At 44.0% G+C, this 21,159-nt stretch carries 21 protein-coding genes; 11 read left to right on the forward strand and 10 right to left on the reverse strand.

Going from position 1 to position 21,159, the window contains the following annotated elements; all coding sequences use genetic code 11:
- Positions 1-22: 22 nt before the first annotated feature.
- From INQ51_RS07705 to INQ51_RS07725, 5 genes are all read left to right on the forward strand, one after another.
- On the forward strand, positions 23-382 hold the full coding sequence (locus INQ51_RS07705) for a hypothetical protein (RefSeq protein WP_233377378.1): 360 nt from the start codon (positions 23-25) through the stop codon (positions 380-382).
- 232 nt (positions 383-614) lie between these two features.
- Positions 615-1,067 (forward strand): thioredoxin family protein, encoded by a 453-nt coding sequence (locus tag INQ51_RS07710; protein ID WP_233377380.1) that lies wholly within the window; start codon positions 615-617, stop codon positions 1,065-1,067.
- The gene (locus INQ51_RS07715) at positions 1,064-2,047 is read left to right on the forward strand and encodes an FAD:protein FMN transferase (RefSeq protein ID WP_233377382.1); all 984 of its coding nucleotides are present in this window, start codon (positions 1,064-1,066) and stop codon (positions 2,045-2,047) included. The genes INQ51_RS07710 and INQ51_RS07715 overlap by 4 nt, the downstream gene beginning before the upstream one ends.
- A complete protein-coding gene (locus INQ51_RS07720; protein ID WP_119438176.1) occupies positions 2,044-2,259 on the forward strand; it encodes a DUF4266 domain-containing protein in 216 nt (71 codons plus the stop codon). The genes INQ51_RS07715 and INQ51_RS07720 overlap by 4 nt, the downstream gene beginning before the upstream one ends.
- 11 nt (positions 2,260-2,270) lie before the next feature.
- Positions 2,271-3,581 (forward strand): DUF3570 domain-containing protein, encoded by a 1,311-nt coding sequence (locus INQ51_RS07725; protein ID WP_233377383.1) that lies wholly within the window; start codon positions 2,271-2,273, stop codon positions 3,579-3,581.
- Positions 3,582-3,688: 107 nt separating this feature from the next.
- Here INQ51_RS07725 and INQ51_RS07730 read toward each other — a convergent pair whose 3' ends face one another.
- From INQ51_RS07730 to INQ51_RS07745, 4 genes are all read right to left on the reverse strand, one after another.
- Entirely contained in the window at positions 3,689-4,171 is a 483-nt protein-coding gene (locus INQ51_RS07730) for a thioredoxin family protein (RefSeq protein WP_233377385.1), read from the reverse strand.
- 1 nt (position 4,172) lies between these two features.
- Positions 4,173-5,198 (reverse strand): permease, encoded by a 1,026-nt coding sequence (locus INQ51_RS07735; protein ID WP_233377386.1) that lies wholly within the window; start codon positions 5,196-5,198, stop codon positions 4,173-4,175.
- A complete protein-coding gene (locus INQ51_RS07740; RefSeq protein WP_233377388.1) occupies positions 5,191-5,433 on the reverse strand; it encodes a thioredoxin family protein in 243 nt (80 codons plus the stop codon). Before INQ51_RS07740 ends, INQ51_RS07735 begins: the two co-directional genes overlap by 8 nt.
- Before the next feature lie 67 nt (positions 5,434-5,500).
- Positions 5,501-5,797, reverse strand: coding sequence for an ArsR/SmtB family transcription factor (locus tag INQ51_RS07745; RefSeq protein ID WP_233377390.1), 297 nt, complete (start codon positions 5,795-5,797; stop codon positions 5,501-5,503).
- Positions 5,798-5,989: 192 nt separating this feature from the next.
- Between INQ51_RS07745 and INQ51_RS07750 the strand changes: the two genes are divergently transcribed.
- Complete coding sequence (locus INQ51_RS07750; RefSeq protein ID WP_233377391.1) at positions 5,990-6,472, forward strand: glutathione peroxidase; 483 nt, start codon at positions 5,990-5,992, stop codon at positions 6,470-6,472.
- A 20-nt stretch (positions 6,473-6,492) separates the two neighbouring features.
- On the opposite strand, the gene INQ51_RS07755 is transcribed toward INQ51_RS07750, so the two are convergent.
- From INQ51_RS07755 to INQ51_RS07765, 3 genes are all read right to left on the reverse strand, one after another.
- Entirely contained in the window at positions 6,493-7,716 is a 1,224-nt protein-coding gene (locus INQ51_RS07755; RefSeq protein ID WP_233377393.1) for a class 1 isoprenoid biosynthesis enzyme, read from the reverse strand.
- Positions 7,717-7,887: 171 nt separating this feature from the next.
- Positions 7,888-8,598, reverse strand: a complete 711-nt coding sequence (locus INQ51_RS07760) for a YebC/PmpR family DNA-binding transcriptional regulator (RefSeq protein ID WP_233377394.1) — start codon at positions 8,596-8,598, stop codon at positions 7,888-7,890.
- 255 nt (positions 8,599-8,853) lie between these two features.
- Complete coding sequence (locus INQ51_RS07765; RefSeq protein ID WP_233377396.1) at positions 8,854-10,287, reverse strand: phosphotransferase; 1,434 nt, start codon at positions 10,285-10,287, stop codon at positions 8,854-8,856.
- A gap of 51 nt (positions 10,288-10,338) precedes the next feature.
- On the opposite strand from INQ51_RS07765, the gene INQ51_RS07770 reads away from it, so the two are divergent.
- Complete coding sequence (locus INQ51_RS07770; protein WP_233377397.1) at positions 10,339-11,061, forward strand: YdcF family protein; 723 nt, start codon at positions 10,339-10,341, stop codon at positions 11,059-11,061.
- Between the two features lie 63 nt (positions 11,062-11,124).
- Here the strand turns inward: INQ51_RS07770 and INQ51_RS07775 are convergent, their stop codons facing one another.
- On the reverse strand, positions 11,125-12,891 hold the full coding sequence (locus INQ51_RS07775; protein ID WP_233377399.1) for a M20/M25/M40 family metallo-hydrolase: 1,767 nt from the start codon (positions 12,889-12,891) through the stop codon (positions 11,125-11,127).
- Positions 12,892-13,165: 274 nt separating this feature from the next.
- Here INQ51_RS07775 and INQ51_RS07780 point away from each other — a divergent pair, with 274 nt between their 5' ends.
- From INQ51_RS07780 to INQ51_RS07795, 4 genes are read left to right on the forward strand one after another with little or no spacing between them, the layout of a single operon-like run.
- The gene (locus INQ51_RS07780; RefSeq protein WP_233377401.1) at positions 13,166-15,253 is read left to right on the forward strand and encodes a hypothetical protein; all 2,088 of its coding nucleotides are present in this window, start codon (positions 13,166-13,168) and stop codon (positions 15,251-15,253) included.
- Positions 15,254-15,279: 26 nt separating this feature from the next.
- Positions 15,280-16,329 carry a DUF6340 family protein gene (locus tag INQ51_RS07785; protein WP_233377402.1) on the forward strand — a complete coding sequence of 350 codons (1,050 nt, stop codon included), beginning with the start codon at positions 15,280-15,282 and terminating at the stop codon, positions 16,327-16,329.
- On the forward strand, positions 16,329-17,348 hold the full coding sequence (locus INQ51_RS07790; RefSeq protein WP_233377404.1) for a DUF6340 family protein: 1,020 nt from the start codon (positions 16,329-16,331) through the stop codon (positions 17,346-17,348). Before INQ51_RS07785 ends, INQ51_RS07790 begins: the two co-directional genes overlap by 1 nt.
- Positions 17,349-17,350: 2 nt before the next feature.
- Entirely contained in the window at positions 17,351-18,562 is a 1,212-nt protein-coding gene (locus INQ51_RS07795) for a DUF6340 family protein (protein WP_233377405.1), read from the forward strand.
- Between the two features lie 12 nt (positions 18,563-18,574).
- Here INQ51_RS07795 and INQ51_RS07800 read toward each other — a convergent pair whose 3' ends face one another.
- Positions 18,575-19,414, reverse strand: coding sequence for a S1 RNA-binding domain-containing protein (locus INQ51_RS07800; RefSeq protein WP_233377407.1), 840 nt, complete (start codon positions 19,412-19,414; stop codon positions 18,575-18,577).
- 2 nt (positions 19,415-19,416) lie between these two features.
- Positions 19,417-21,072, reverse strand: a complete 1,656-nt coding sequence (gene recN / locus INQ51_RS07805; RefSeq protein ID WP_233377409.1) for a DNA repair protein RecN — start codon at positions 21,070-21,072, stop codon at positions 19,417-19,419.
- Positions 21,073-21,159 lie beyond the last annotated feature (87 nt).

The following is a 21,159-nucleotide window of genomic DNA, read 5'->3' on the forward strand; positions in this document are numbered from 1 at the left end:
AATCTTTGGATAAATAACCACCATGAAAAAGATCCACTTTTTGATTTTTGTATTATTCGTTGTTTTTGCTGGTTGCCGCGACGACAAAGACAGAATTGAACTCGCGATTGTGGAGACCGGATGTATGAACGCATGGGACGATTATCGCTCTGGCAACAATGACTACCGCTATGCCGTGCAAAAATACCTCGAAGACAACAGTATTTCTGTTTTCAGGATTTCTTCCTTAATCTATTCCGAAGGGCCTTTTTGCGAGGCATGTACTTGTCCCACCGGACGCCTGATAATTATTAGCATAGCCGAAGAAGATCAAGTAAAAGCGGAAGCCCTGGGATTTGTTCTTTACAATAAGAATGAAAATCGAAACCCGGGAAATGGGTAAAACCCGGAATGTTCATCTGATACCAGTTAGTAATTAGATTGAGCCTGTGGCTCGTTACTCTTTTGATTTGCTGTAATCTGCGTAATCTGCGTGAAATAATAAGTTCTTGCAAAGCTAAGGTTGGTATAACACTAAGAAACGTTAAAATCAATATTTGAAAAAACAATTCTTTCCGAACGGGGTTTATATGAACAAAATTTCGTAAAAAATCATTCACTTAATACAACTGACAATGCATTTCAAAAAAAACGAAGTTTTGATTGCTTTTCTATTCGTACTTTTTACCCTCACACTTTCAGCACAGGAAAAAACAAGCGACTTTGACAAGATCAAGGCAAAAGCGGCTGCCGAGAACAAAAACATTCTGCTCATTTTTCAGGGATCCGACTGGTGTGCCCCCTGTATGAAACTGGAAAAGGAAATCTGGAACTCGGATGAGTTTAAACTTTATGCAGCCGATCACTGGGTGGTTTACAAGGCCGATTTCCCGCGAAAAAAACAAAACCAGCCCGACAGTGAGCAGATCACCTTCAACAAGCATCTGGCTGAAAAGTACAATCCCAAAGGATTTTTCCCTTTTGTGGCCATGCTGGATAAAAACGGTAAGGTACTCGGGGAAACGGGATACAAAAAACTTTCGCCCGGGGAATACCTCGAGCATTTGGAATCCATCAGCAAAAAATGATGCGCGTTCCACTGCCCATATTATTGATTTTTCTGACCGGCTTTTCGCTGGCCAATCAACCGTATAAACGTACGCTCAAATTAATGGGCAGCCGTTTTGAAATAACGGTAGTAGCCAACAGCGAAACCGAAGCCACCCAGTTTATAGATGTAGCGGTGAATGAGATTACGCGTATTGAAAAATTAATCTCATCGTGGGATCCGAACTCCGAAACATCAGCCGTAAATGCCGCAGCCGGTAAAAACCCGGTAAAGGTTTCGCCCGAGCTTTTTAAACTGATACAGAGAGCCATCAGTATATCAAAATTAACCGACGGAGCGTTTGACATCACTTATGCCTCCATGGACCGAATCTGGAAATTTGACGGTAGCATGAAAGAAATGCCATCGGAAGAAACGATCAAAGCATCGGTGGAAAAAGTCGGTTACCAGAACATTGTTCTGGATGAAGCCAGTTCAACTGTTTTTCTGAAAAAGGAAGGCATGAAAATAGGTTTTGGTGCCATCGGCAAAGGTTATGCTGCCGACAAAGCCAAAGAATTGCTGATCAGTAAAGGGGTCGTAGCAGGAATCATCAATGCTTCGGGCGACATGAACACCTGGGGAAAACAACCCAACGGAAAAGACTGGATGGTGGCCATTACCAACCCAATGAATAAAAACAAAGCCTTTGCATTGCTTCCCATCGAACACGGAGCAGTGGTAACATCGGGCGACTACGAAAAATATGTGAATTTCAACGGGAAAAGGTATGCACACATCATTGATCCCAGAACCGGCTACCCCGCCACCGGTATCATCAGCGCCACTGTTTTTGCGCCAAAAGCCGAACTGGCCGATGCGCTGGCCACTTCTGTTTTTGTCTTGGGAATTGACGCAGGGATCGACCGCATCAACCAACTTCCGCATATCGAATGCATTATAGTAGATGATCAGGGAAAGATTCATCAATCAGAAAATATAAAAATTGAAACAGAATGAGAAAAAAACTCTTGGTATGGATGGTTGCAGGCCTTCTGCTTTTTAGTTCGTGTACCGTGCTAAAAGAGTATGAAAAGGTGAACATCAACGATCCGGACATGGCATTGAGCCAGCGTTCGATCGATAAATTTCAAAACAGTTTTCAATCGTACCGCGAAGCGGCATCAGGAGCCAACGGAGGCAAAACCGGCGGAGGATGTGGCTGCAACTAAATTCCGGAAGCATGAAAGTAGTACTAAGCTTATTTTTAATTCTTTTATCGGGTGCTTTACTGGCACAATCAGAAACTGACAACAACGGGTCGTATAAAAAACGGGTACTCGAAAGTGCCGAAGTGGAATTCCTGATGAACTATTACGACCAGAGTGGAGAAAATGCAGCGGTTACGGGTGGAAAAGGAACTGAAGACCTGCAGGACCTCTCTCCCACCATCCTGGTAAGTGTTCCGCTGAACGACGACGATGTACTTACAATACAGGCAAATATTTCGGCTTACTCGTCGGCCTCGTCCAGCAACATCGATCCGTTTGACGGGAAAAAACCGGCCGATCCTTTTGTGGCAAGCAGCGGTGCTTCCAGAAGCGATGTATGGATCAACGGCATTGTTGGATACAGCCACAGTTCCGACGACCGGAACCGTGTTTGGTCGGCTGACCTCTCGTTTTCTGCCGAATTTGACTATACTTCGGTGGGTGGAGGCGGCTCCTATACCTGGCTGTTCAACGAAAAGAACACCGAATTCTCGCTTCACGGAAATGTTTACATCGATACCTGGAGCCTGATCTATCCGGTTGAATTACGGCCTTCCATGATTGGTGGCACTCCCGGCAACCAGTTGATACAGGGAATTCAGATACAGGGAAATTACCAGCCGCAATTTACTGAGATAAGCAGCAAAGGCAGGAACTCCTACTCAGCGGGATTTGGATTTTCGCAAATCCTATCGTCCCGGATGAATGTCTATTTGTCGGCTGATTTTATTCTCCAGGACGGTTTGCTTTCAACACCCTTCCACCGCATTTATTTCAGCGACGTGGAAGACGCCTTTGCCGAAAATTTTCACCTGGCTGAAGCCATTGAACGCTTGCCCAATTCGCGTTTTAAAACCGCGCTGGGCGGTAGACTCAACTACTTCGTAAACGAGCGGATAACGCTCAGAACCTACTACCGTTATTATTTCGACGACTGGGGAATCAGTTCCAACACAGCAAGTATCGAAATACCGGTGAAGATTACGGATAAATTCACGATCTATCCATCGTACCGATACTACGATCAAACCGCAGCCGATTATTTTACACCGTACAACCAGCATTTGTCAACCCAAAAGTATTACACTTCGGATTACGACTTGTCGAAATTCCACGCCAACAATTTTGGAATTGGAGTTTCCTATACCGATGTGTTTACCAGCAAGCACATTTACAAATTCGGGCTGAAAAGTGTCGATCTGAAATACAACAAATACGACCGGAATTCGAAGTTTAGTGCCTCGATGTTCTCGTTCGGGTTAAAATTTGTTTTTGACAATTAATCAGATAAAAATGAGTTCATTCGCATGCGTTCTTGGATCAAAACCGTTCTCCGGAACACTTCACGAATGAACTCATTTGAATGGTCAAAGCGCACTAAGCTTCGCCGTCAGTTCTTATTGCTCCCTTTATTTTCATGAAAACGGGATTTCAGGTCATCGGCAGAAATAAAGCCATAACTGCGCGAAAATTCTTCCCCGTTTTTATTGAGTAAAATGTGCATCGGAACCGCAGAGACTCCAAAATATTTCATCATTTCCTGACTGTCGGGATTCATGATCTGAATAAGCTGAACATTCACTTTTGCCCCGCTCCAGTTTCTGATTTCTTCCAAAACGGACTCCATCTGTTTACAAATCGCACATCCCGATGATTTAAACTGAAGCAGCGTGAACTCAAAATCCTTCCCGTTTTCAGCGTAGTTGTAATTGGATAGCACAAACTGTTTAGCCACAAAGTTTTCCTGCTCCGAGTTCTGCTGTTGCATCTGCCCCGAAATATAGTCATACAACTTATCCCTGTTGAACAGCAGGATGAGCATAGCTCCTACCAACAGAATCAGAATAACAAGAAAACCGTGCTTTTTAATCATTTTACAGCTGTAAGAAATTAAATAAAAATCCTACGATCGTAATTCCCGTGGCTACAATCGAAACAAAAATGACAATAAACTGCCATTTCAGCACCTTTTTCAGGATAATTATTTCAGGAAGAGACAAGCCGATTACTGACATCATAAACGCCAATGCTGTTCCCAAGGTTACTCCCTTTTCCATTAAAACCGCCACAATGGGGATAATTCCGGCCGCGTTGGAATAAAGCGGAATACCCATTAAAATCGCCAGCGGAACCGCATACCAGCTTCCATCTCCCATAATCCTGGCCAGGTAATCTTCCGGAACATAACCATGAGCGCCTGCCCCCACTGCGATTCCTATCAAAACATAAATCCAGATCTTTCCGACAATTTCCTTTACAGTGTCAAAACCGGTCTGAATCCGGTCAGCCAAAGTCAGTTTCTCTTCTTCTACGGAAGCCTGGTTGGCTTTTACTTGGAACACCCAGTCGGCCACGTATTTCCGCAGCTTTAACTTTTCAATCAAAAAGCCCGAGATGGTGGCAATTACCAGGCCGGTAACCACATAAATCACAGCCACTTTCCAGCCAAATAAGCCTGCCAAAAGTATAAGTGCCACTTCGTTGATCAGAGGCGCCGCTATTAAAAACGAAAAGGTGACACCGATCGGAATACCGGCTTCCACAAATCCCAAAAACAGGGGAATGGCAGAACACGAGCAAAACGGGGTCAGAATCCCCAGCCCCGATGCCATTACATTCCCGGCAAACAGTGATTTTCCTTCGAGTGCTTTCCGTGTTTTCTCGGGCGAAAACCAGCTTCGGATCACACCTACCAAAAACACAATTAAAACCAGAAGTAGCAACACCTTGGGAACTTCAAAAATGAAAAACCATATAGATTCGGCCAGATGTGTCCCTTCTTTCAATCCAATCAGGCGGTACACAATCAGGTCGGCCATTTCATGCAGGTTGTTGTAAACCAACAGCCATACAAGCAAAAGAATCAACGGCCGGAGCAGTATTTTTAAACGATCACGCATTCTCCAGCAGCTCTTTTATTTCGCTTGTTTTCGGCAGTCTTCCCGACATCACCACTTTTCCGTTCACCACCAGCCCCGGAGTGCGCATTACCCCAAACTGCATAATTTTGTAAATGTCTTCCACTTTTTCAATGGTAGCTTCAATTCCCAATTCCGAAACCGCTTCGCGGGTAAGCTGTTCGAGCTTTTTACATTTGGGACAACCGGTACCTAATACTTTTATTTCCATCGTCATTTGTATTGTTAATTTTTAATCGTAATTCGTAGAAACACGAACAATCCATCTAAATTTTTTTGAAGATTCAGATTTTAAAGAATGTTTTGAATAATTCCTGTGCTTCGCTCCAATTCTCTTTGTTTACACAGTATTTTATCCGGGGAGCTTCAATCTCGCCTTGGATCAACCCAGCATCTTTTAATTCTTTCAGATGTTGCGAAAGGGTTGATTTGGCAATGGGCAACTCTTCGCTCAAATCGCCACTGTAGCAACACGACTGCTGCCCCAGCAACTGCATAACATACACACGCACCGGATGTCCCAACGCTTTGGCATAACGTGCCAGTTTCTGTTGATCGTCCGACATGATTTTTACTTCCATAATCTTCTTCTGTTCGTTGTTCGCAAAAATACGAACAATTTTGAATTTGCATTCGGTATCCGGAATATTTTTAACGATCAATTATCCATCAAGATGAGTCAATACCGGGTTGTATCGTACACGACATAAAATAAAACCGCTATACTTGTATCGTGTGTGATATAATCTGGAAAAACACAAAACTGTTCAACAATGGAAAACAACTTTTATCAATTTACCGCTAAAAGTATACAGGGCAAAGAAGTTTCGATGGAAGATTTTAAAGGGAAAATCATTTTAGTAGTCAATACCGCCAGCAAGTGTGGCTTTACTCCGCAATACGCCGGCTTGGAAGATTTGTACCGCAAATACAGGGATGCCGGACTGGTGATTCTCGGTTTTCCCTGCAACCAGTTTGGGAACCAGGAACCGGGTGATGAAAAGTCAATATCAGAAGCTTGTCTGGTTAACTATGGTGTTTCCTTTCCGATGTTCTCGAAAGTTGACGTAAACGGAGAACATGCCCACCCTATTTTTAAATACCTCAGAAAACAATTAAGCGGTTTGTTCGGCAGTAAAATAAAATGGAATTTTACCAAGTTTCTAATCGACAAACACGGGAAACCTGTCAAACGCTTTGCTCCCATTACCCAACCAGAAAAGCTGGAACCTTATATCGAAAAACTGATAAAGTAGAGAGATTGAAGCATCAGGCACTAAACTGCGGCAGGTTTGGCCGAATCAAAATATTTTTGAAACAGGGCGAAGCGTTGCGATTTGGACTGTGCCCTTTTTTCACGAACAAACCCAAAATGCAGGGGAGAATAACGCTCCAGTTCATTCAGGTATTCCGGGGAAAACGAGCCGTTGTTCAAGCCAGCTGATTCAATGATCATGGTTTCGATGCTGTGATTCATCAGGTCAATAAAATCATCGTTCTCAATTTCCTGGAAGCATTTCATTTCCGCCATCGCAGTTCGGCCAAAGTGAACGGTTTTGTTTACAAAAGTTCCCAAATCATTTTCGGGAAGACAGGAAAAAATCGTTTTGGTAGATGCCTGCGCATCTTCTTTTACATCCTGAATATCGTCGAGCAACTGCAGGTAAACACCATAGCCAAACAAGGCTTGTTCCTGCTCTGGAGTAAGCCGGCCGGCCACCAAATAACCGTCGGCTAAAACCGAAGCGCCGCCTTTTTCAAAACAAATTTCCAGAATCTGCTTATCCGACAACCCACTTTCAGCACACATCTTTAAGCTGTTGGTTTGTCCTTGCTGAATGGCATACAAACTTTCGTAAACCAGCGGAAAATCAGTACGCGGAAATTCAGACTCAAACATCTCCACAAGCCTGAACAACTGGCTTTCGGTAAAAGAAATAGGCTGAACATCCTCTCCGTGCAAACGACGGTTAAAACGCTCTGAAAATTCTTCTTTTTCGCGATCGGTAATGGCCGGATCATCCAACAGGTTATCGCTGTACGGATAGATCATCGAATAGGCAAACACCGACGGGGTGATCTTTACCGGCAGTTTCATCATCAGTTGTACTCCGTTCATGATCCACACATTGCGCATTCCCTGGTAAATATCGCTTGGCTTCAACTCCGGCCCAAACTCGCGGGCTTTGTAAAAAAAGTCTTTTGAAACATTTTTGAATTCCTCGGACAAAATCACTTTCAGGTGATCTTTCTCGAAATCAAAAACCGTTTCCAGAAAGGCTTTGAACATGGGAAAGAAAGAAGCACCCGGATCACTTTTTATCGCCTTTATTTCCTTTGGTTTTTGTAGTGATTTTATCTTCTCCTGGAAGAGCTCGTAATTCGCTTCCCGGCTCCGTTTTTCCTGGGTTGAATACTCTTTTGAAAAGGCGGGAAAATCACTGGGACTGTTCTCCCATATTTCGGCAAAATGTCGGATGTAATTACGGACAGGTAGCATAAGTTAAGTTTTTCCCGAATATAGGATAAAAGAAAAACTGTGCTGCCATTTATTAGATAAGTGAAGCATTTTTCGGGGTTAACTCAGAAATACCGATGGTAAAAGGCTTTCAAAAAAAAGAACATACCCGCTCATGCGAATACGTTCTTTTCAATTATTGTAAAAACCTGATTAGGCAATGTTGGTATAAACTGCCTGAACATCGTCGTCCTCTTCCAGTTTATCCAGCATTTTTTCAATTTCTTCGAGTTGCTCTTCGGTAAATTCAACCGGTGTGGTTGGAATACGTCTCAGTTCCGCTTTAGTGGGCTCGATGTTAAGCCGCTCAAAAGCCGAAGCCAAATCGCCAAAACTGGTATAATCGCCCGATGCATAATATTTGCCTTCGTTTTCTTCGATTTCGTCCAAACCAGCGTCAATCAGTTCCAGTTCCATTTCTTCCAGCTCCATTCCTTCGGGCAGGTCGAATTCGAAAACGGCTTTACGCGAAAACATAAATTCCAGCGAACCGTTGGGCACCTGGCCTCCACCTGATTTATTAAAATAGCTTTTTACGTTGGCAACCGTACGGGTTGTATTATCGGTGGCACATTCCACAAACACCAGCACTCCGTGCGGGCCTTTTCCTTCGTAGCTCACCTCAATGTAATCAGCAGCATCTTTGCCTGAGGCACGTTTAATCGCCGAATCGATGTTGGCTTTCGGCATATTCTCGTGCTTCGCATTTAAAATGGCTGTTCGCAAGGCCGGGTTCATATCCGGGTCAGGTCCCCCTTCTTTGGCTGCAATTGTGATTTTTTTCGAAAGTTTCGGAAAAACCCTCGACATCTTATCCCAGCGTTTTTCTTTCGCTGCCCTGCGGTATTCAAATGCTCTTCCCATGGATGATTTTTAAATTTTTGAAATTTGCTGCGAAAATAAAAACTCGGCTTTTAATAACCAAGTTATGAAATGCAAAACTGCTACATTTTTGATTTTTGCCACTTACCTGATCCCCAATAGTGAAGAATAGGCATCAGGAAATCTTTTTGGGCTTACAAACCTTGTCTTCCTTTTTTACTTTGGCCCCGCATTTTTTACACTCATAATGCGGGTCGCTTTTATCTTCAAAATCTTTCTTTTTACATGCTTTCTTGCTCATCGCCAATTATCCCTTTCACGGTGAACTACAACAACATTCACCGGATAATTGTTCTGAAGAAACTCTGCCAGTTTATCCGCCGAATAAACCGACCGGTGTTGCCCGCCCGTGCATCCAAAGCTTACCGACAAATCAGTAAAACCCCGCTCCAGGTACACCTTCACCGACTGTTCCACCAGGTTTTTAGCTGATTCCAGGAAAAGTCCCATTTCTGACTTTTGTTCCAGAAACTCCTGAACCGCCACATCTTTTCCGCTCAGCTTTTTGTATTCCTCGTATCTTCCTGGGTTGTGAATGGCCCGGCAGTCGAAAACATACCCACCACCGTTCCCTGAAGGATCCTCCGGAATACCTTTTTTATAAGAGAAACTTGTAATCCGGATCGTCAGATCAGACTTCGACTGACCGATCTCTTTCAATACTTCGGACTTGCTCAGTTGTTTCAAAACATTCACCAACTCGGGCAATTCTAACGGAAGTTTCAGGTCTTTCAACAACAACTCCAGGTTTTTCAGCGCAAATGGAATGCTTTTCAGGAAATGTTCCTTTTTCTCGTAAAAGCCCCGGAAACCGTAAGCTCCCATGGCTTGCATAATGCGAATCAGGACAAAACCTTTGAAGTAGGCGGTGAATCGCTCCTCGTCCACTTTCATGTATTTTTTAAGCTCGCTGATGTAAAAATTGAACAGCTGCTGCCTGACGCTTTCCGGAATGTCCGCCTTTCCATCGTAAAGAAGCGATGCCAAGTCGTATTGCAAAGCACCCAAACGTCCGCCCTGGTAATCGATAAAATAAACGTCGTCGTCTTTCAACATCACATTGCGCGACTGAAAATCGCGGTACAGGAAGTATTTGGAACTGGCACTCAACAAATAGTTACTAAACTGCTGAAAATCATCTTCCAGAGCTTGTTCGTCAAACGAAATTTTGGCCAGTTTCAGAAAATAGTACTTAAAATAATTCAGGTCCCACATCATCGATTGCTTGTCGAAAGCTTCACGCGGATAGCAAACCGAATAATCGATGTCTTTACCGGCAATGATCTGAATCTTTGGCAAAGCGCTCAGCACTTTTTTATACTGGCTGATGATGTTTTCAGAGAAACCTTCTTTTTCCCTGACTTCAGTGAGGTAGCCAAAAAGAGTTGTATCTCCCAGGTCCTGCACCAGGTATTTCTTTAAATCAGAACTTACGGCATAAACCTTCGGAACTTTTATCCCTTTGTTGTACAGATGATTGGAGAACGAAAGAAAAGCCGTGTTCTCTTTCACGTCGTTATTGAAAGCCCCAATCACTGTCCGGGTTGCATTTCCCATTCGTGCATATTCGCGGTAAGAACCGGATTGCGGCAACATCTCAAATCGTTCAACTTTCTCACTGAACTGATGCTCAAAAAGTTCTATCAGCTCGTTTTTAACTGTTGTATTCAAAAGTCAGCGTATTTAATTTTAATGTAATTTTACTTCTCAATTTCGATGGTTATGATGAAAACCAAAGTCAAAAGTATCTTTTTTTTAAGACTCCTGCGAACGATCCTGATGTTCGCTGGCATATTTTTCCTGCTTTGTGTGCTTACCGCGCTCACTTCTGCGCCATTTTGGGCTTATCACTGGCTCGGAACCAGTAAATCGGAATTACAGCAAAAACCGCAGTACATAGTGCTTCTCGGCGGTGGCGGCATGCCCAGCCAGTCGAACCTGATGCGTAGTTGGTACACCGCCCATGCAGCCAAAAGTTTTCCGGATGCCAAGGTTATCATTGCAATGCCCGGTGAATTGGACGACAATTTGAGCACTCCGCAAAAAATGAAAGCAGAACTGGAAGTAAGAAATGTTCCTGCAGAACAAATTCTTTTTGAAGCCGAAGGCACCAACACTCGCTCGCAGGCTATGAATTGTGCAGGTTTAATCGCTTACAAAACTCCGGTACTCCTCGTAACTTCACCGGAACACATGCGAAGAGCGGTTCTTAGTTTTCGGAAAGTGGGTTTTGAAAAGGTAAATGCTTTGCCGGCTTTTGAAAATGCTGCCGAGGCCGATTTCTCGTTCAAAGACGACGAGCTGGGGGGAAACAAAATCTTAGTGCCCGATGTGGGGCAAAACATCAACATGCGGTACCAGCTGTGGAACCACCTGAAATACGAGATCCTGGTTGCACGCGAAATGTTTGCGCTGTCGTATTACAAACTTCGGGGATGGATATAAAAAAACAGGGATGTACTCCATTTGAAAACGGCATCCCTGGTTATAAAAAAACTATTACGCTTGCTACAATTGAACGATAAGTACCGTCTCTTTATTGTCGCGAATGATATCAACTGAAATTCTTTCTCCGGCTTCGAGCGTTTGCAGGCGGCTCATATAATCGTAAATATTGCTTACTTTTTTGCCTTCGATTGCGGTAATAATATCGCCCCGCTGCATGCCAGCCTTGTCCGCCGGTTTTCCTTTTGTAACAGCATCAATACGCATTCCGCGTTTTTCGAGCCCGGCATAATCCGGCATAATTCCGAATGTAACTTTGAAACGTCCTCCCCTGCTCCGCTGAAACTTGCTGCCCGCTTCCTGAAAGGTTAGTTTCCGGTCGCGATTGGTCACATCTTCGATCACCGCTGCCGCATAGTCAAGCACCTTTTTCTCGCCTTCGTAGTTGATCAGTTCTGCATCATCTTTCGGGGTATGATAATCCGGATGTGCCCCGGTGGAAAAGAAAAACACCGGAATGTTCTGCAAATAAAACGAAGCGTGGTCCGATGGACCGATTCCTTCACTCGAGAAAGCCAGTTCAAAACCCGGATTCAGGTCATTTAGTATTTCCTCGGTTTCTACCGATGTTTTTGTTCCGCTGACACTAAGTGCATTCGTTGTTGTATCCAAACGGCCCACCATGTCAAAATTAAACATGGCCACCATCTTTTCGCTGGCAACCGGAGGGTCGTTTACAAACGCTTTGGAGCCTACCAGCCCCATTTCTTCGGCCCCAAAAACAACAAAAATCAAGCTTCGTTTATTTGCTTTTTCAGCGGCCATTTTCTCGGCAAGCTGAATGACCGCCGCTACACCCGATGCATTGTCATCGGCCCCGTTATGAACGGCTATCGTATCCACGGCGCGTGAACCCGAGCCGGGACCGCCCATTCCCAAATGATCGTAATGCGCCCCGATCACCACGACCTCGTCTTTCAAGGTCTCATCCCAACCAGGTAACATGGCCACCACATTTCGGGTTTCCTTCTCTTTTAGCTGAACATTTACCGTTGCTTTAACCGAAGTCGTAACTTCCAGGTTAAATCCACGGTGTTCTTCCTTCATCCTATTTTCGAGTGATTCAATGGTTTCACCGGTTCCGGCAAGCATCTCATTGGCTACTTTGCGCGTAACCTGCAGAACGGGCATATCAAAGCGGCTACTGTTCTTATCAAAAAAGAGCGAAGAAAGTTCGTCCTTCTCATTAAAATCCGGACCGGCCACCAAAATAATTCCCGCGGCAGTTTTATCGGAAGCGGTGAGCGCTTTGGCACGCTCGGTTGAGAATTCGAGATAAGGGCTGTTGGGATTCTCCAAATCGGGATCGCCTTGAAGTACCAACATCCATTTTCCGGCGACATCCACCCCAAGAAAATCGTTCCATTTCAACGAATCGCGGTCAACTTCCATTCCATAACCTGCAAAAACAAGCATTGCTTCAACCGTGGAATTGGCTGAAAAAGCGTAGGGTAAAAAATCGGTTTTAGCTTCGAATGATGTATTGCCCACTGTAAGCGAATTTCCATCTCCCAACTCAGCGTCAGCAACCAGACTAAACGGCTGAAAACCGTTGTCGTACAACAATTGCAAACCGGCAGTTTCAAACTTCTGACGGATGTATTCAGCAGCCAGAAAGCCGCCCGGCTCACCTGATTTTCGCCCCTGCAACGAATCGGAAGCCAGGTAATAAATATTCTCTTTCAGATCGTCAACCGTAATTTCGGGATTGAATTTCGGACCACAGGCAGTCAGCGCCAAAACCCAAAGAAGCAATATCGTATTTTTCATAAGAATATAGTTTGGTCAATATTTTTGGTTTAGTTCAACAATACATTCCGACAACACAATTCCGTTTCGAAAATGGAATCCGCTCTTTTTCAGGCAGCAGTTCTGAACTCCTTTCGTTTCTCCACTTCTCCCCTCTAAATACCGTTAATCTACCTCTTATTCCAATGCTCCGTTCAGGTTCACCGCAACCTTTATTTACTATGTAATAATACTCATAAATCCTTATTTTAAAAAAGGAGTTACGTATATTTACGACTTTCAAAATTCATTCAATTTGATCTCATTCGGAACAAAATATTGGTTTATCCTCTTGCTCGCAGTTGTGATGGCAGCGCTGGGTATTGTAATTTTACTGTATTTCAGAAACAAGGCAAACAGCGAACTCAGCAAAACGCAGGTCAGAATATTAACAGCACTTCGTTTTGTTTCGTTTTTTCTGATTGCCGTATTGCTTTTATCGCCCTTTTGGCGCAACCTGAAAAAAATCACACAAAACCCGCTGATCATCGCTGCCTGGGATAATTCTTCTTCGATGATATCCGGACCCGATTCCACAGCACTTGCCACACAGTTAAGAGAGCTAAAAAAAGAACTAAATAAAGAACTGGGTGCCGATTTTGAAGTTGTGAATTACTATTTCGGGGAAGAGACCAGTGTTGGTGACGAGCTTTCATTTACAGGCAAACGATCGGATTACAGTGATGTGTTGACAAAGGTCAGCAACAATCATTTCAACCAAAACATTGGAGCGCTGATTCTGGTGGGAGATGGGATTTACAACCAGGGAAGAAACCCGGTAAATCAACTCAGCGACATTAACTTTCCGGCTTATACCGTCGGATTTGGAGATACGACCATTGTGGCAGATTCAAGAATCCAAAACATCCGTGTCAACCGTACCGCCTTTTCCGGAAATAAATTCCCGGTAGAGGTGGATGTACACTTTTCAAAGTTAAAAGGCAAAGCGCTGAAACTATCAATAGTAAAAGGTGGTGAAGAACTTCAAAGTATCATGATCACGCCGCCCAACGACAATTATTTTGTAAGCCGCGAATTTATTCTGGATGCCGACAAAACAGGCCTGCAACATTACACGGCCCGCATTGAAACCGTTGAAAATGAACGAAACACCAAAAACAACACGTCCGGTTTTGTGATCAATGTGCTGGAAAACAAACAAAAAATATTGATTCTTTCCGATGGTTCGCATCCCGATATCGGAGCCATTAAAAACACGCTGGAAGATCAAAAAACATACGATGTAAGCATATTTACCGAAGAGCCCTATCCGGCCAACCTGAACGATTATAACCTGATTATTCTGAACCAGCTGCCAACTTCGGGAAAATCGATGGCGCAGGTGATCGAAAAAGCCCAAACCGGAAGACTGCCGGTTCTTTTTATTGCGGGCAGCGAAACTTTTCTGCCACAGCTAAACACTTTCGGCCAGGGTGTCCAAATAACGCCGCTCGCAGGTTCGGGAGAAGAAGCCCAACCTGTAATCAACCCGGTTTATGCGACTTTCCGCTTATCAGAAGATTTTGTGGAGGCCCTGCCAAAATTTCCTCCGCTAAATGTCGCTTTTGCCGACTATGAACTAGATGCTGATTTTACTCCTCTGCTGTATCAAAAACTAAAAAACATTGAAACCGGGAAACCGCTGCTGGCCACTGGAAAAAAGAACGGCCGTAAAATCGGTTTTATTTTGGGTGAAGGAATTTGGCGGTGGCGTCTTTTCGACTATTACCAGCACCAGAGCCACGACCGCTTTAACGAGCTTATCAACCAGCTAATTCAATACCTTGCCTTGCGCGAAAACGAAGATAATTTTATTGTTGAGTTTACCCCTGTTTATTCAGAAACCGACGATGTTATCCTGAATGCAGAAGTGTACAACGATGCCTTTGAAAGGATTACAACAGGCGAGGTGAACATTGCACTCAAAAACTCGAACGACGAAGATTTTAACTTTACGTTTGACGTTCAGGGAGAAGATTATTATTTGAACGCAGGACACCTGCCGCTGGGGGATTACACATTCGAGGCGAAGGTAAATATAGGTTCCGAAGAATACACCGAAACAGGAAGTTTCACGGTTGTTCCGGTGAACCTGGAGAATGTGGTTACCAGAGCCGATCACCAAACACTTTATCAGCTGGCTTCGCTTAGTGGCGGCAAGTTTTACCTGCCAGCCAATGCCAATCAGCTGATTGAAGAACTCAAAACCGGGAACAAGCCCAAGGCAGTAAATTATTACCAGGAAATGGTGAATGAATTGCTCAACCTTAAATGGCTGTTTTTTGTTTTGTTGCTGCTGGTGAGTGTGGAATGGTTTTTGAGAAAATACTGGGGAATTTATTAAATTGGGGTGTAACTGAAACGCGCTGTATGAATACCAACTTCAGAAAATTTATATGGTTTTTGCCGCTGATCCTTTTAATGGCTGTATCTTGTTCTTCGTCGAAGTACATTACCATTGAGATACCTCGCAAAGCCAAGCAGGAACTCCCCGAAAGGATACAAAGCCTGGTGTTGGTAAACCGAACCGTTGACGACTCGTATACCGACACTCCGTCGGATACACTTCAGAATATATTTTTCAAAAAAGCTTTTGATGTAGATACCGTTATTCACGACCTGCAATCGGCCGACACCATGCTGCAGGCGCTGGGCAAATTGCTGTTTGAATCGGGTAGATACGACTATGTAATTCCTGAAAACCGTTTTATTGATCACAAAGAAAATTCGTTTTTAAGCGAAACCATGCAGTGGAACGAGGTAAAAGACCTCTGTGAAACCTTTCAAACCGATGCTGTTTTGTCGGTTGATATGTTTCAGACCCGCGTGGTTACCAAATACCAGAGAGAAAGTTATTACAACCCTGCGGACGATGCTTTTTACGAAATTGCAAGAGCGCAAATGGCGGTTGTTTACGAAGCGCTTTTCCGGATTTATGACCCGCTAGAGGAAAAGGTGATCATGCGCGAGTTTATGCGGGATACTATTTACTGGGAAGACGGAGCCGGATCAGCCCGCGAATTATTTTCTCATTTCACAACGGTAAAACAGGGACTTTCGGAGGCTGGAATTGCCCTTGCCCTTGATTTCTCGGAAAAAATAAGCACGGTATGGAACCGCGAGCAGCGGCTTATCCTAAGTGATAAAGACGACCGAATGACACAAGCCGAAAACCTGGTGAACGACAACGACTGGGCCTCTGCCATGGAGCTGTGGGAGAAAGTTGCGGCAGAAAGCAATTCAAAGACAACCAAAAGTAAAGCTGCCTTTAACCTGGCAGTTGGGTACGAACTTCAGGGGAATGTTGACGAGGCGATAAAATGGGGGCTGGAGTCGTACAACATCATGTTCAGACAAACGACTTACGACTACCTGGAGCGTCTGAAACTGCGAAGACAGGAACTTGAAAAACTAAAATAATGAACCGCATCCTAACACTGGCGGTCTTACTGGCACTGTTCAGTTCGTGCACCGTCTACAAAGAATACCAGATCGAGGTATATCAACCCGGCAAAATTGCTGTGCCTTCCGAGACCAAGAACGCAGCCATTGTTTACCGGAACTTCAAGTACACCAACGACACCCTCCTTCACTTTTACAAAGACGATTACAGGCTCAAAAAGGCAAAAGATGATCCGGCCAACCTCGATTCGGTGCTGGTTAACCTGACCATGCAGGAGCTGGCTGGGAACCTCAAAAGCCATCAAACTTTTGAAACCATTCATATTTTCCCAGAGCTTTTCAAAACGCACAGGGGAAATAAACTTCCTGCGCTTGATTTTAATCTGATCCGGAACATCACCGAAAAGACACAAAGTGATCTGCTGATTTCGCTGGAAACGTATTCCTGTTTTTACAACGAGTATTCGTCAACTGCCGATATGCCCACCAAATCGAACGAAGTAATAACCGCGGCTGTGTGGGCTGTATACAATCCCGTGGAAGAAAAAATAATCGACCGCAAAACCATGATCGATACCATTTTCTGGAATGGGTACGACGACCAGGGAAATTACCAGCGCAAAACACTGCTCCCACCACGAATAACGGCTTTAAAAATTGCCTCTCAAATGGCAGGGGAAAACTATGCCAAACGATTTTTTGCCTCGTGGCAAAATGTAAACCGCATGTATTCTGTGCCGCCTCTCCCCGACTTTGCTTCTGCCGAAACCTTTCTTCAAAAAGGGGAATGGGATAATGCTATTTTGCTTTGGAAACGCTATGTGGGAGATGATAACGGTAAGATCGCAATTCAGGCACGGTACAACATGGCTTTGGCTTATGAAATGAAAGATGACCTTGATACGGCCTACAAATGGCTCTCGACAGCCATGCAACTTGCCACAAAATACCGCAGCAAGGAGGATATCAAACGAATCATGCATTACCAGAATGCGCTCCGAAAACGAATGAAGGACATTACCCTACTAAACCAATAACAATGAGCCGCTCCCCTCTGATTCTGATGCTAAGCCTGTTTGTAACTGCACTTCTCGAGGGATGCACCACTTTTTACAATGTAAGTTTGGTGAAAATTGAGATCATTCAACCGTCGGAGATCATTCTTCCAAGCGAATACCGCAAGCTGGCCGTACGTTATAATAATACGAATATTGCCTTTAACCCGGAACTTATTAACTATAATGTTCTTGGAAAGGCAATGAGCGACACCACCAACCTCGACAGTGTTGCCTCCAGAATCTATTACGAGTATTTTCTGTCAGAACTTAGTAATCAGGATTTTTTGGATACAATAATAGAACTCCGGGCTGCCGACTATTCAGCAACCAGCGTAAAAGATACGCTTTCATTCTCACATGTCTCAGAAATAGATACTTCTGACTACGATTCGTATGTGGGGATCGTTAATTCCTACGTGCTTTCGCAGTACTTTAAAATGTATCCCACCGCAACCAAAAACAAAACTTCGGAAAAGATACTTGATACCGAATTCGGGCTTTATACATCGGATAAACTCAAAGAAATTGCTGACTTAACCGGAGCCGATTTCTTTTTGTCCTTGGATCATTTTTTTACCCGCAATGAAATTGACACCAACGAATTCTTCGTGGAAGGCTATTACAAAGTCACTGAGCTGGCAGAAGTAAATGCACTTTGGAGTATATATGATCTGAATAAAAACCTTTTCCACTACCAATATTTACATAAGAATCCTATTACATGGGAAGGAGAATGTATCTTTCTTCAAAACGCATTAAACGTTGTTCCGCCACGCAGAGATGCGGTGTTGAATTCGGCTGATATTTCCGGTACTGAATTCGCGCACATGCTGATCCCGCATTGGATGGAAGTCCAGCGGATGTACTATAAATCGGGTCACGTAGACCTGAAACAGACCAACGAGCTTATAAAAGATGGCCAGTGGCTGGAAGCTGCCAAACACTGGAAAAAGAACATCAGCAATCCCAATAAGCGCATTGCCGCCAAGTGCATGTTCAACATGGGGCTGGTTTGCGAAATGCAAAACGATATTGAAGCAGCCATTGATTGGGTGGTTCAGTCGTATCACGTTTTCAAGGAAAAGGACGAAATGCATGCCTACAACTGCAAAAGCTACCTGAATATTTTAGCAGCGCGGAAACTGGACTTCAAAATATTGGACAAACAAATGCAGCTTGTTGAACAACAATAACCAGCACGGCCGTTATTCGTCTTCCAGCAAACGAATTCCGTCGGATTCAAAAGAAATAAGCCGCTTTTTATACAGTCCGCCAATAGCCTGTTTAAACGTTTTCTTGCTGATTCCGAACAAAGCCTGAATCATATCGGGCGACGACTTATCGGACACCGCCAGGAACCCCCGGTTATTTTTCAGTTCCTTTAAAATTTTATCCGAAACAGGATCTACTTTGGCATACCCGGGTTTGTCCAGAATTAGATCGATCTTTTCATCTTTTCTTACCTTGGTAATGAAACCTCTGGTTTTATCGCCAATCTTCAGCTCACGGAATATTTGGTTTTTGTACAACATTCCGGAGTGTTCGCGATTTACAATGGCTTTATACCCCAGTTCTGTTTCATCAAAAACAATCAGGTCCACTTCCTGCCCGGGTTTGTAATCGGGAGGCGTATTATCGAGGTACTTCTGGAATTTAGTAGTTGCCGCTACCCGGTTGGAAAGCAGATCGAGAAATATATACACCCAGTAACTTTTCCCCACCTCCATTCTTTCTCTTTGTTCGCGATAAGGTACCAGCAGGTCTTTGGGAAGCCCCCAATCAAGAAAAGCTCCCACCTGGGTTACCTCTTTTACTTCCAGACATGCAAAGTCACCCACCTTGGCAAGCGGCTTTTCGGTGGTTGCCACCAAACGGTCTTCCGAGTCGGTGTAAACAAAAACTTCGGCCTCTTCAGCCGCCTTCATTTCGGGTGTTACAAACTTTTGGGGCATCAAAATTTCACCATGATCGCCACCGTCAAGATATACTCCGTTGGCTGTTTCGCGAACAATGCCAAGCGTATTTATTTTTCCTATTTCTGCCATAATTAATTTGCTAAAAGTTCGCGAGCTGCACTAATGGTTGTATCGGTGAGTTTATCGCCACCTACCATTTTTGCCAGTTCTTCTATACGTTCGTTTTCGGTAAGTTGTTTGATTGACGTGATCGTCCGGTCATTTTCTTCGAGTTTATAAACCCTGAAATGGGCATCGCCACGCGCCGCAATTTGCGGGAGATGTGTAATATTAATAATCTGTGTTGTTGAAGAGAAGGATTTGATAATGGTTCCCATTTTCATAGCCACTTCCCCGGAAATCCCGGAATCAATCTCATCAAAAATAATGGTTGGCAATGCTTTGGAACTACGCAACAGGTTTTTAATGGCCAGCATAAGCCGCGACATTTCACCTCCGGATGCGATGCGGGATATCTCATCGGGCGCCGAGTCGGCATTGGCACTAAACAGAAAAGCAACTTCGTCTTTTCCTTCTGAACCAAAATCGTACATCAGGCTGTGTTCCACGACAAAACGTATTTTGCTCATTCCCAGTTGCTGCAAATCCTCCACCACCGATTTTTCAATCTTCGGAAATGCCTTTTTACGAATGGAACTAAGCGCAACAGCCTTTTCTTCCAGGATTTTGCTTTGACCCGCCAATTCTTTTTCTTTCTCCTTTATTTCGTCGTCGTACCCCGTTACTTTGCTGATCTTCTGATCCAGTTCGTTCCGCAGCTCAATCAGGGCAGCCACATTATCGGTATTGTGTTTTTGCAGCAAACTGTATATCAGGTTTAGCCGATCGTTTACTTCCTGAATCCGTGCCGGATCATGTTCAATTTTCTCCGCCAAAGTATCTGCTTCGTCAGCGATATCGCGCAGTTCCAGCATGGCACTCTCCAGGCGGGTTTCCAAACCAGCCGCTTCCGCCATGTAATTCCTTATCTTCTCCAGTGCTTTTCTGCCGTCCTTTACATGCTGAATCACCGAAAAACGTTCATCGTCCAAAAGCTGAACAACCGTTGTAAAACCTGTTTTTATCTCTTCAGCATGTGTTAAACGCTCCAGTTCTTCTTCCAGCTCTTCCTGTTCGTTCTCTTTCAGTGCTGCTTCTTCCAGCTGGCTAAACTGAAACTGGTAATAATCCAGGTCAGCCTGTTCTTTTTCAGCCTGCTCTTTCAACGCTGCCAATTCTTTGGCTGTTTTCCGGTACAAACGAAACTGCTTTTTGTAAGCCTCGAGTGCTTCGCCGGCTCCTGCCACTGCATCCACCAAATCGAGTTGAAATTTCTGGTTCCCCAATTCCAGGTTTTGATGCTGTGAATGAATATCAATTAGCTTCAACCCAAGATCACGTAGTGTTTTCAGGTTTACCGGGGTATCGTTTATAAAAGCTCTCGACTTTCCGGCGGGTGTTATTTCTCTTCTCAGAATAGTGAGATCGTCGTAATCCAGGTCATTCTCTTCAAAAAATGCCTTCAGTTGGTAGTTCTTTACCTCAAATTGGCCTTCCACCACGCACTTTTCTTCCTTTTCCTTTAACACCGATAAATCGGCCCGATTGCCAATGATCAATCCAAGTGCGCCCAAAATAATGGATTTACCTGCACCGGTCTCCCCGGTAACAGTATTCAGGTTTTTACTAAAATCAACCTGTAATTCCTGTATCAAAGCATAATTGGATATGTATAACCTGGCAAGCATGTTCAAATCGTATTTCGGAATAAAAATACCAAAAATCGGACAACTGACTTTTTCTTTTCAGTTATTTCAAAAAAGAATTACAAACGT

The sequence above is a fragment of the Maribellus sp. CM-23 genome (genome assembly GCF_021354595.1).
Lineage (GTDB): Bacteria > Bacteroidota > Bacteroidia > Bacteroidales > Prolixibacteraceae > Draconibacterium.

Bases quoted from the DNA above. Each gene is read 5' to 3' on its own strand.
- INQ51_RS07795 (WP_233377405.1), top strand. From the start codon at position 17,351: ATGAGCCGCTCCCCTCTGATTCTGATGCTAAGCCTGTTTGTAACTGCA.
- INQ51_RS07770 (WP_233377397.1), top strand. From the start codon at position 10,339: ATGATGAAAACCAAAGTCAAAAGTATCTTTTTTTTAAGACTCCTGCGA.
- INQ51_RS07755 (WP_233377393.1), bottom strand. From the start codon at position 7,716: ATGCTACCTGTCCGTAATTACATCCGACATTTTGCCGAAATATGGGAG.
- INQ51_RS07745 (WP_233377390.1), bottom strand. From the start codon at position 5,797: ATGGAAGTAAAAATCATGTCGGACGATCAACAGAAACTGGCACGTTAT.
- INQ51_RS07725 (WP_233377383.1), top strand. From the start codon at position 2,271: ATGAAAGTAGTACTAAGCTTATTTTTAATTCTTTTATCGGGTGCTTTA.
- INQ51_RS07740 (WP_233377388.1), bottom strand. From the start codon at position 5,433: ATGACGATGGAAATAAAAGTATTAGGTACCGGTTGTCCCAAATGTAAA.
- INQ51_RS07750 (WP_233377391.1), top strand. From the start codon at position 5,990: ATGGAAAACAACTTTTATCAATTTACCGCTAAAAGTATACAGGGCAAA.
- INQ51_RS07705 (WP_233377378.1), top strand. From the start codon at position 23: ATGAAAAAGATCCACTTTTTGATTTTTGTATTATTCGTTGTTTTTGCT.
- INQ51_RS07800 (WP_233377407.1), bottom strand. From the start codon at position 19,414: ATGGCAGAAATAGGAAAAATAAATACGCTTGGCATTGTTCGCGAAACA.
- INQ51_RS07720 (WP_119438176.1), top strand. From the start codon at position 2,044: ATGAGAAAAAAACTCTTGGTATGGATGGTTGCAGGCCTTCTGCTTTTT.
- INQ51_RS07715 (WP_233377382.1), top strand. From the start codon at position 1,064: ATGATGCGCGTTCCACTGCCCATATTATTGATTTTTCTGACCGGCTTT.
- INQ51_RS07760 (WP_233377394.1), bottom strand. From the start codon at position 8,598: ATGGGAAGAGCATTTGAATACCGCAGGGCAGCGAAAGAAAAACGCTGG.
- INQ51_RS07735 (WP_233377386.1), bottom strand. From the start codon at position 5,198: ATGCGTGATCGTTTAAAAATACTGCTCCGGCCGTTGATTCTTTTGCTT.
- INQ51_RS07790 (WP_233377404.1), top strand. From the start codon at position 16,329: ATGAACCGCATCCTAACACTGGCGGTCTTACTGGCACTGTTCAGTTCG.
- INQ51_RS07730 (WP_233377385.1), bottom strand. From the start codon at position 4,171: ATGATTAAAAAGCACGGTTTTCTTGTTATTCTGATTCTGTTGGTAGGA.
- INQ51_RS07775 (WP_233377399.1), bottom strand. From the start codon at position 12,891: ATGAAAAATACGATATTGCTTCTTTGGGTTTTGGCGCTGACTGCCTGT.
- INQ51_RS07785 (WP_233377402.1), top strand. From the start codon at position 15,280: ATGAATACCAACTTCAGAAAATTTATATGGTTTTTGCCGCTGATCCTT.
- recN (WP_233377409.1), bottom strand. From the start codon at position 21,072: ATGCTTGCCAGGTTATACATATCCAATTATGCTTTGATACAGGAATTA.
- INQ51_RS07710 (WP_233377380.1), top strand. From the start codon at position 615: ATGCATTTCAAAAAAAACGAAGTTTTGATTGCTTTTCTATTCGTACTT.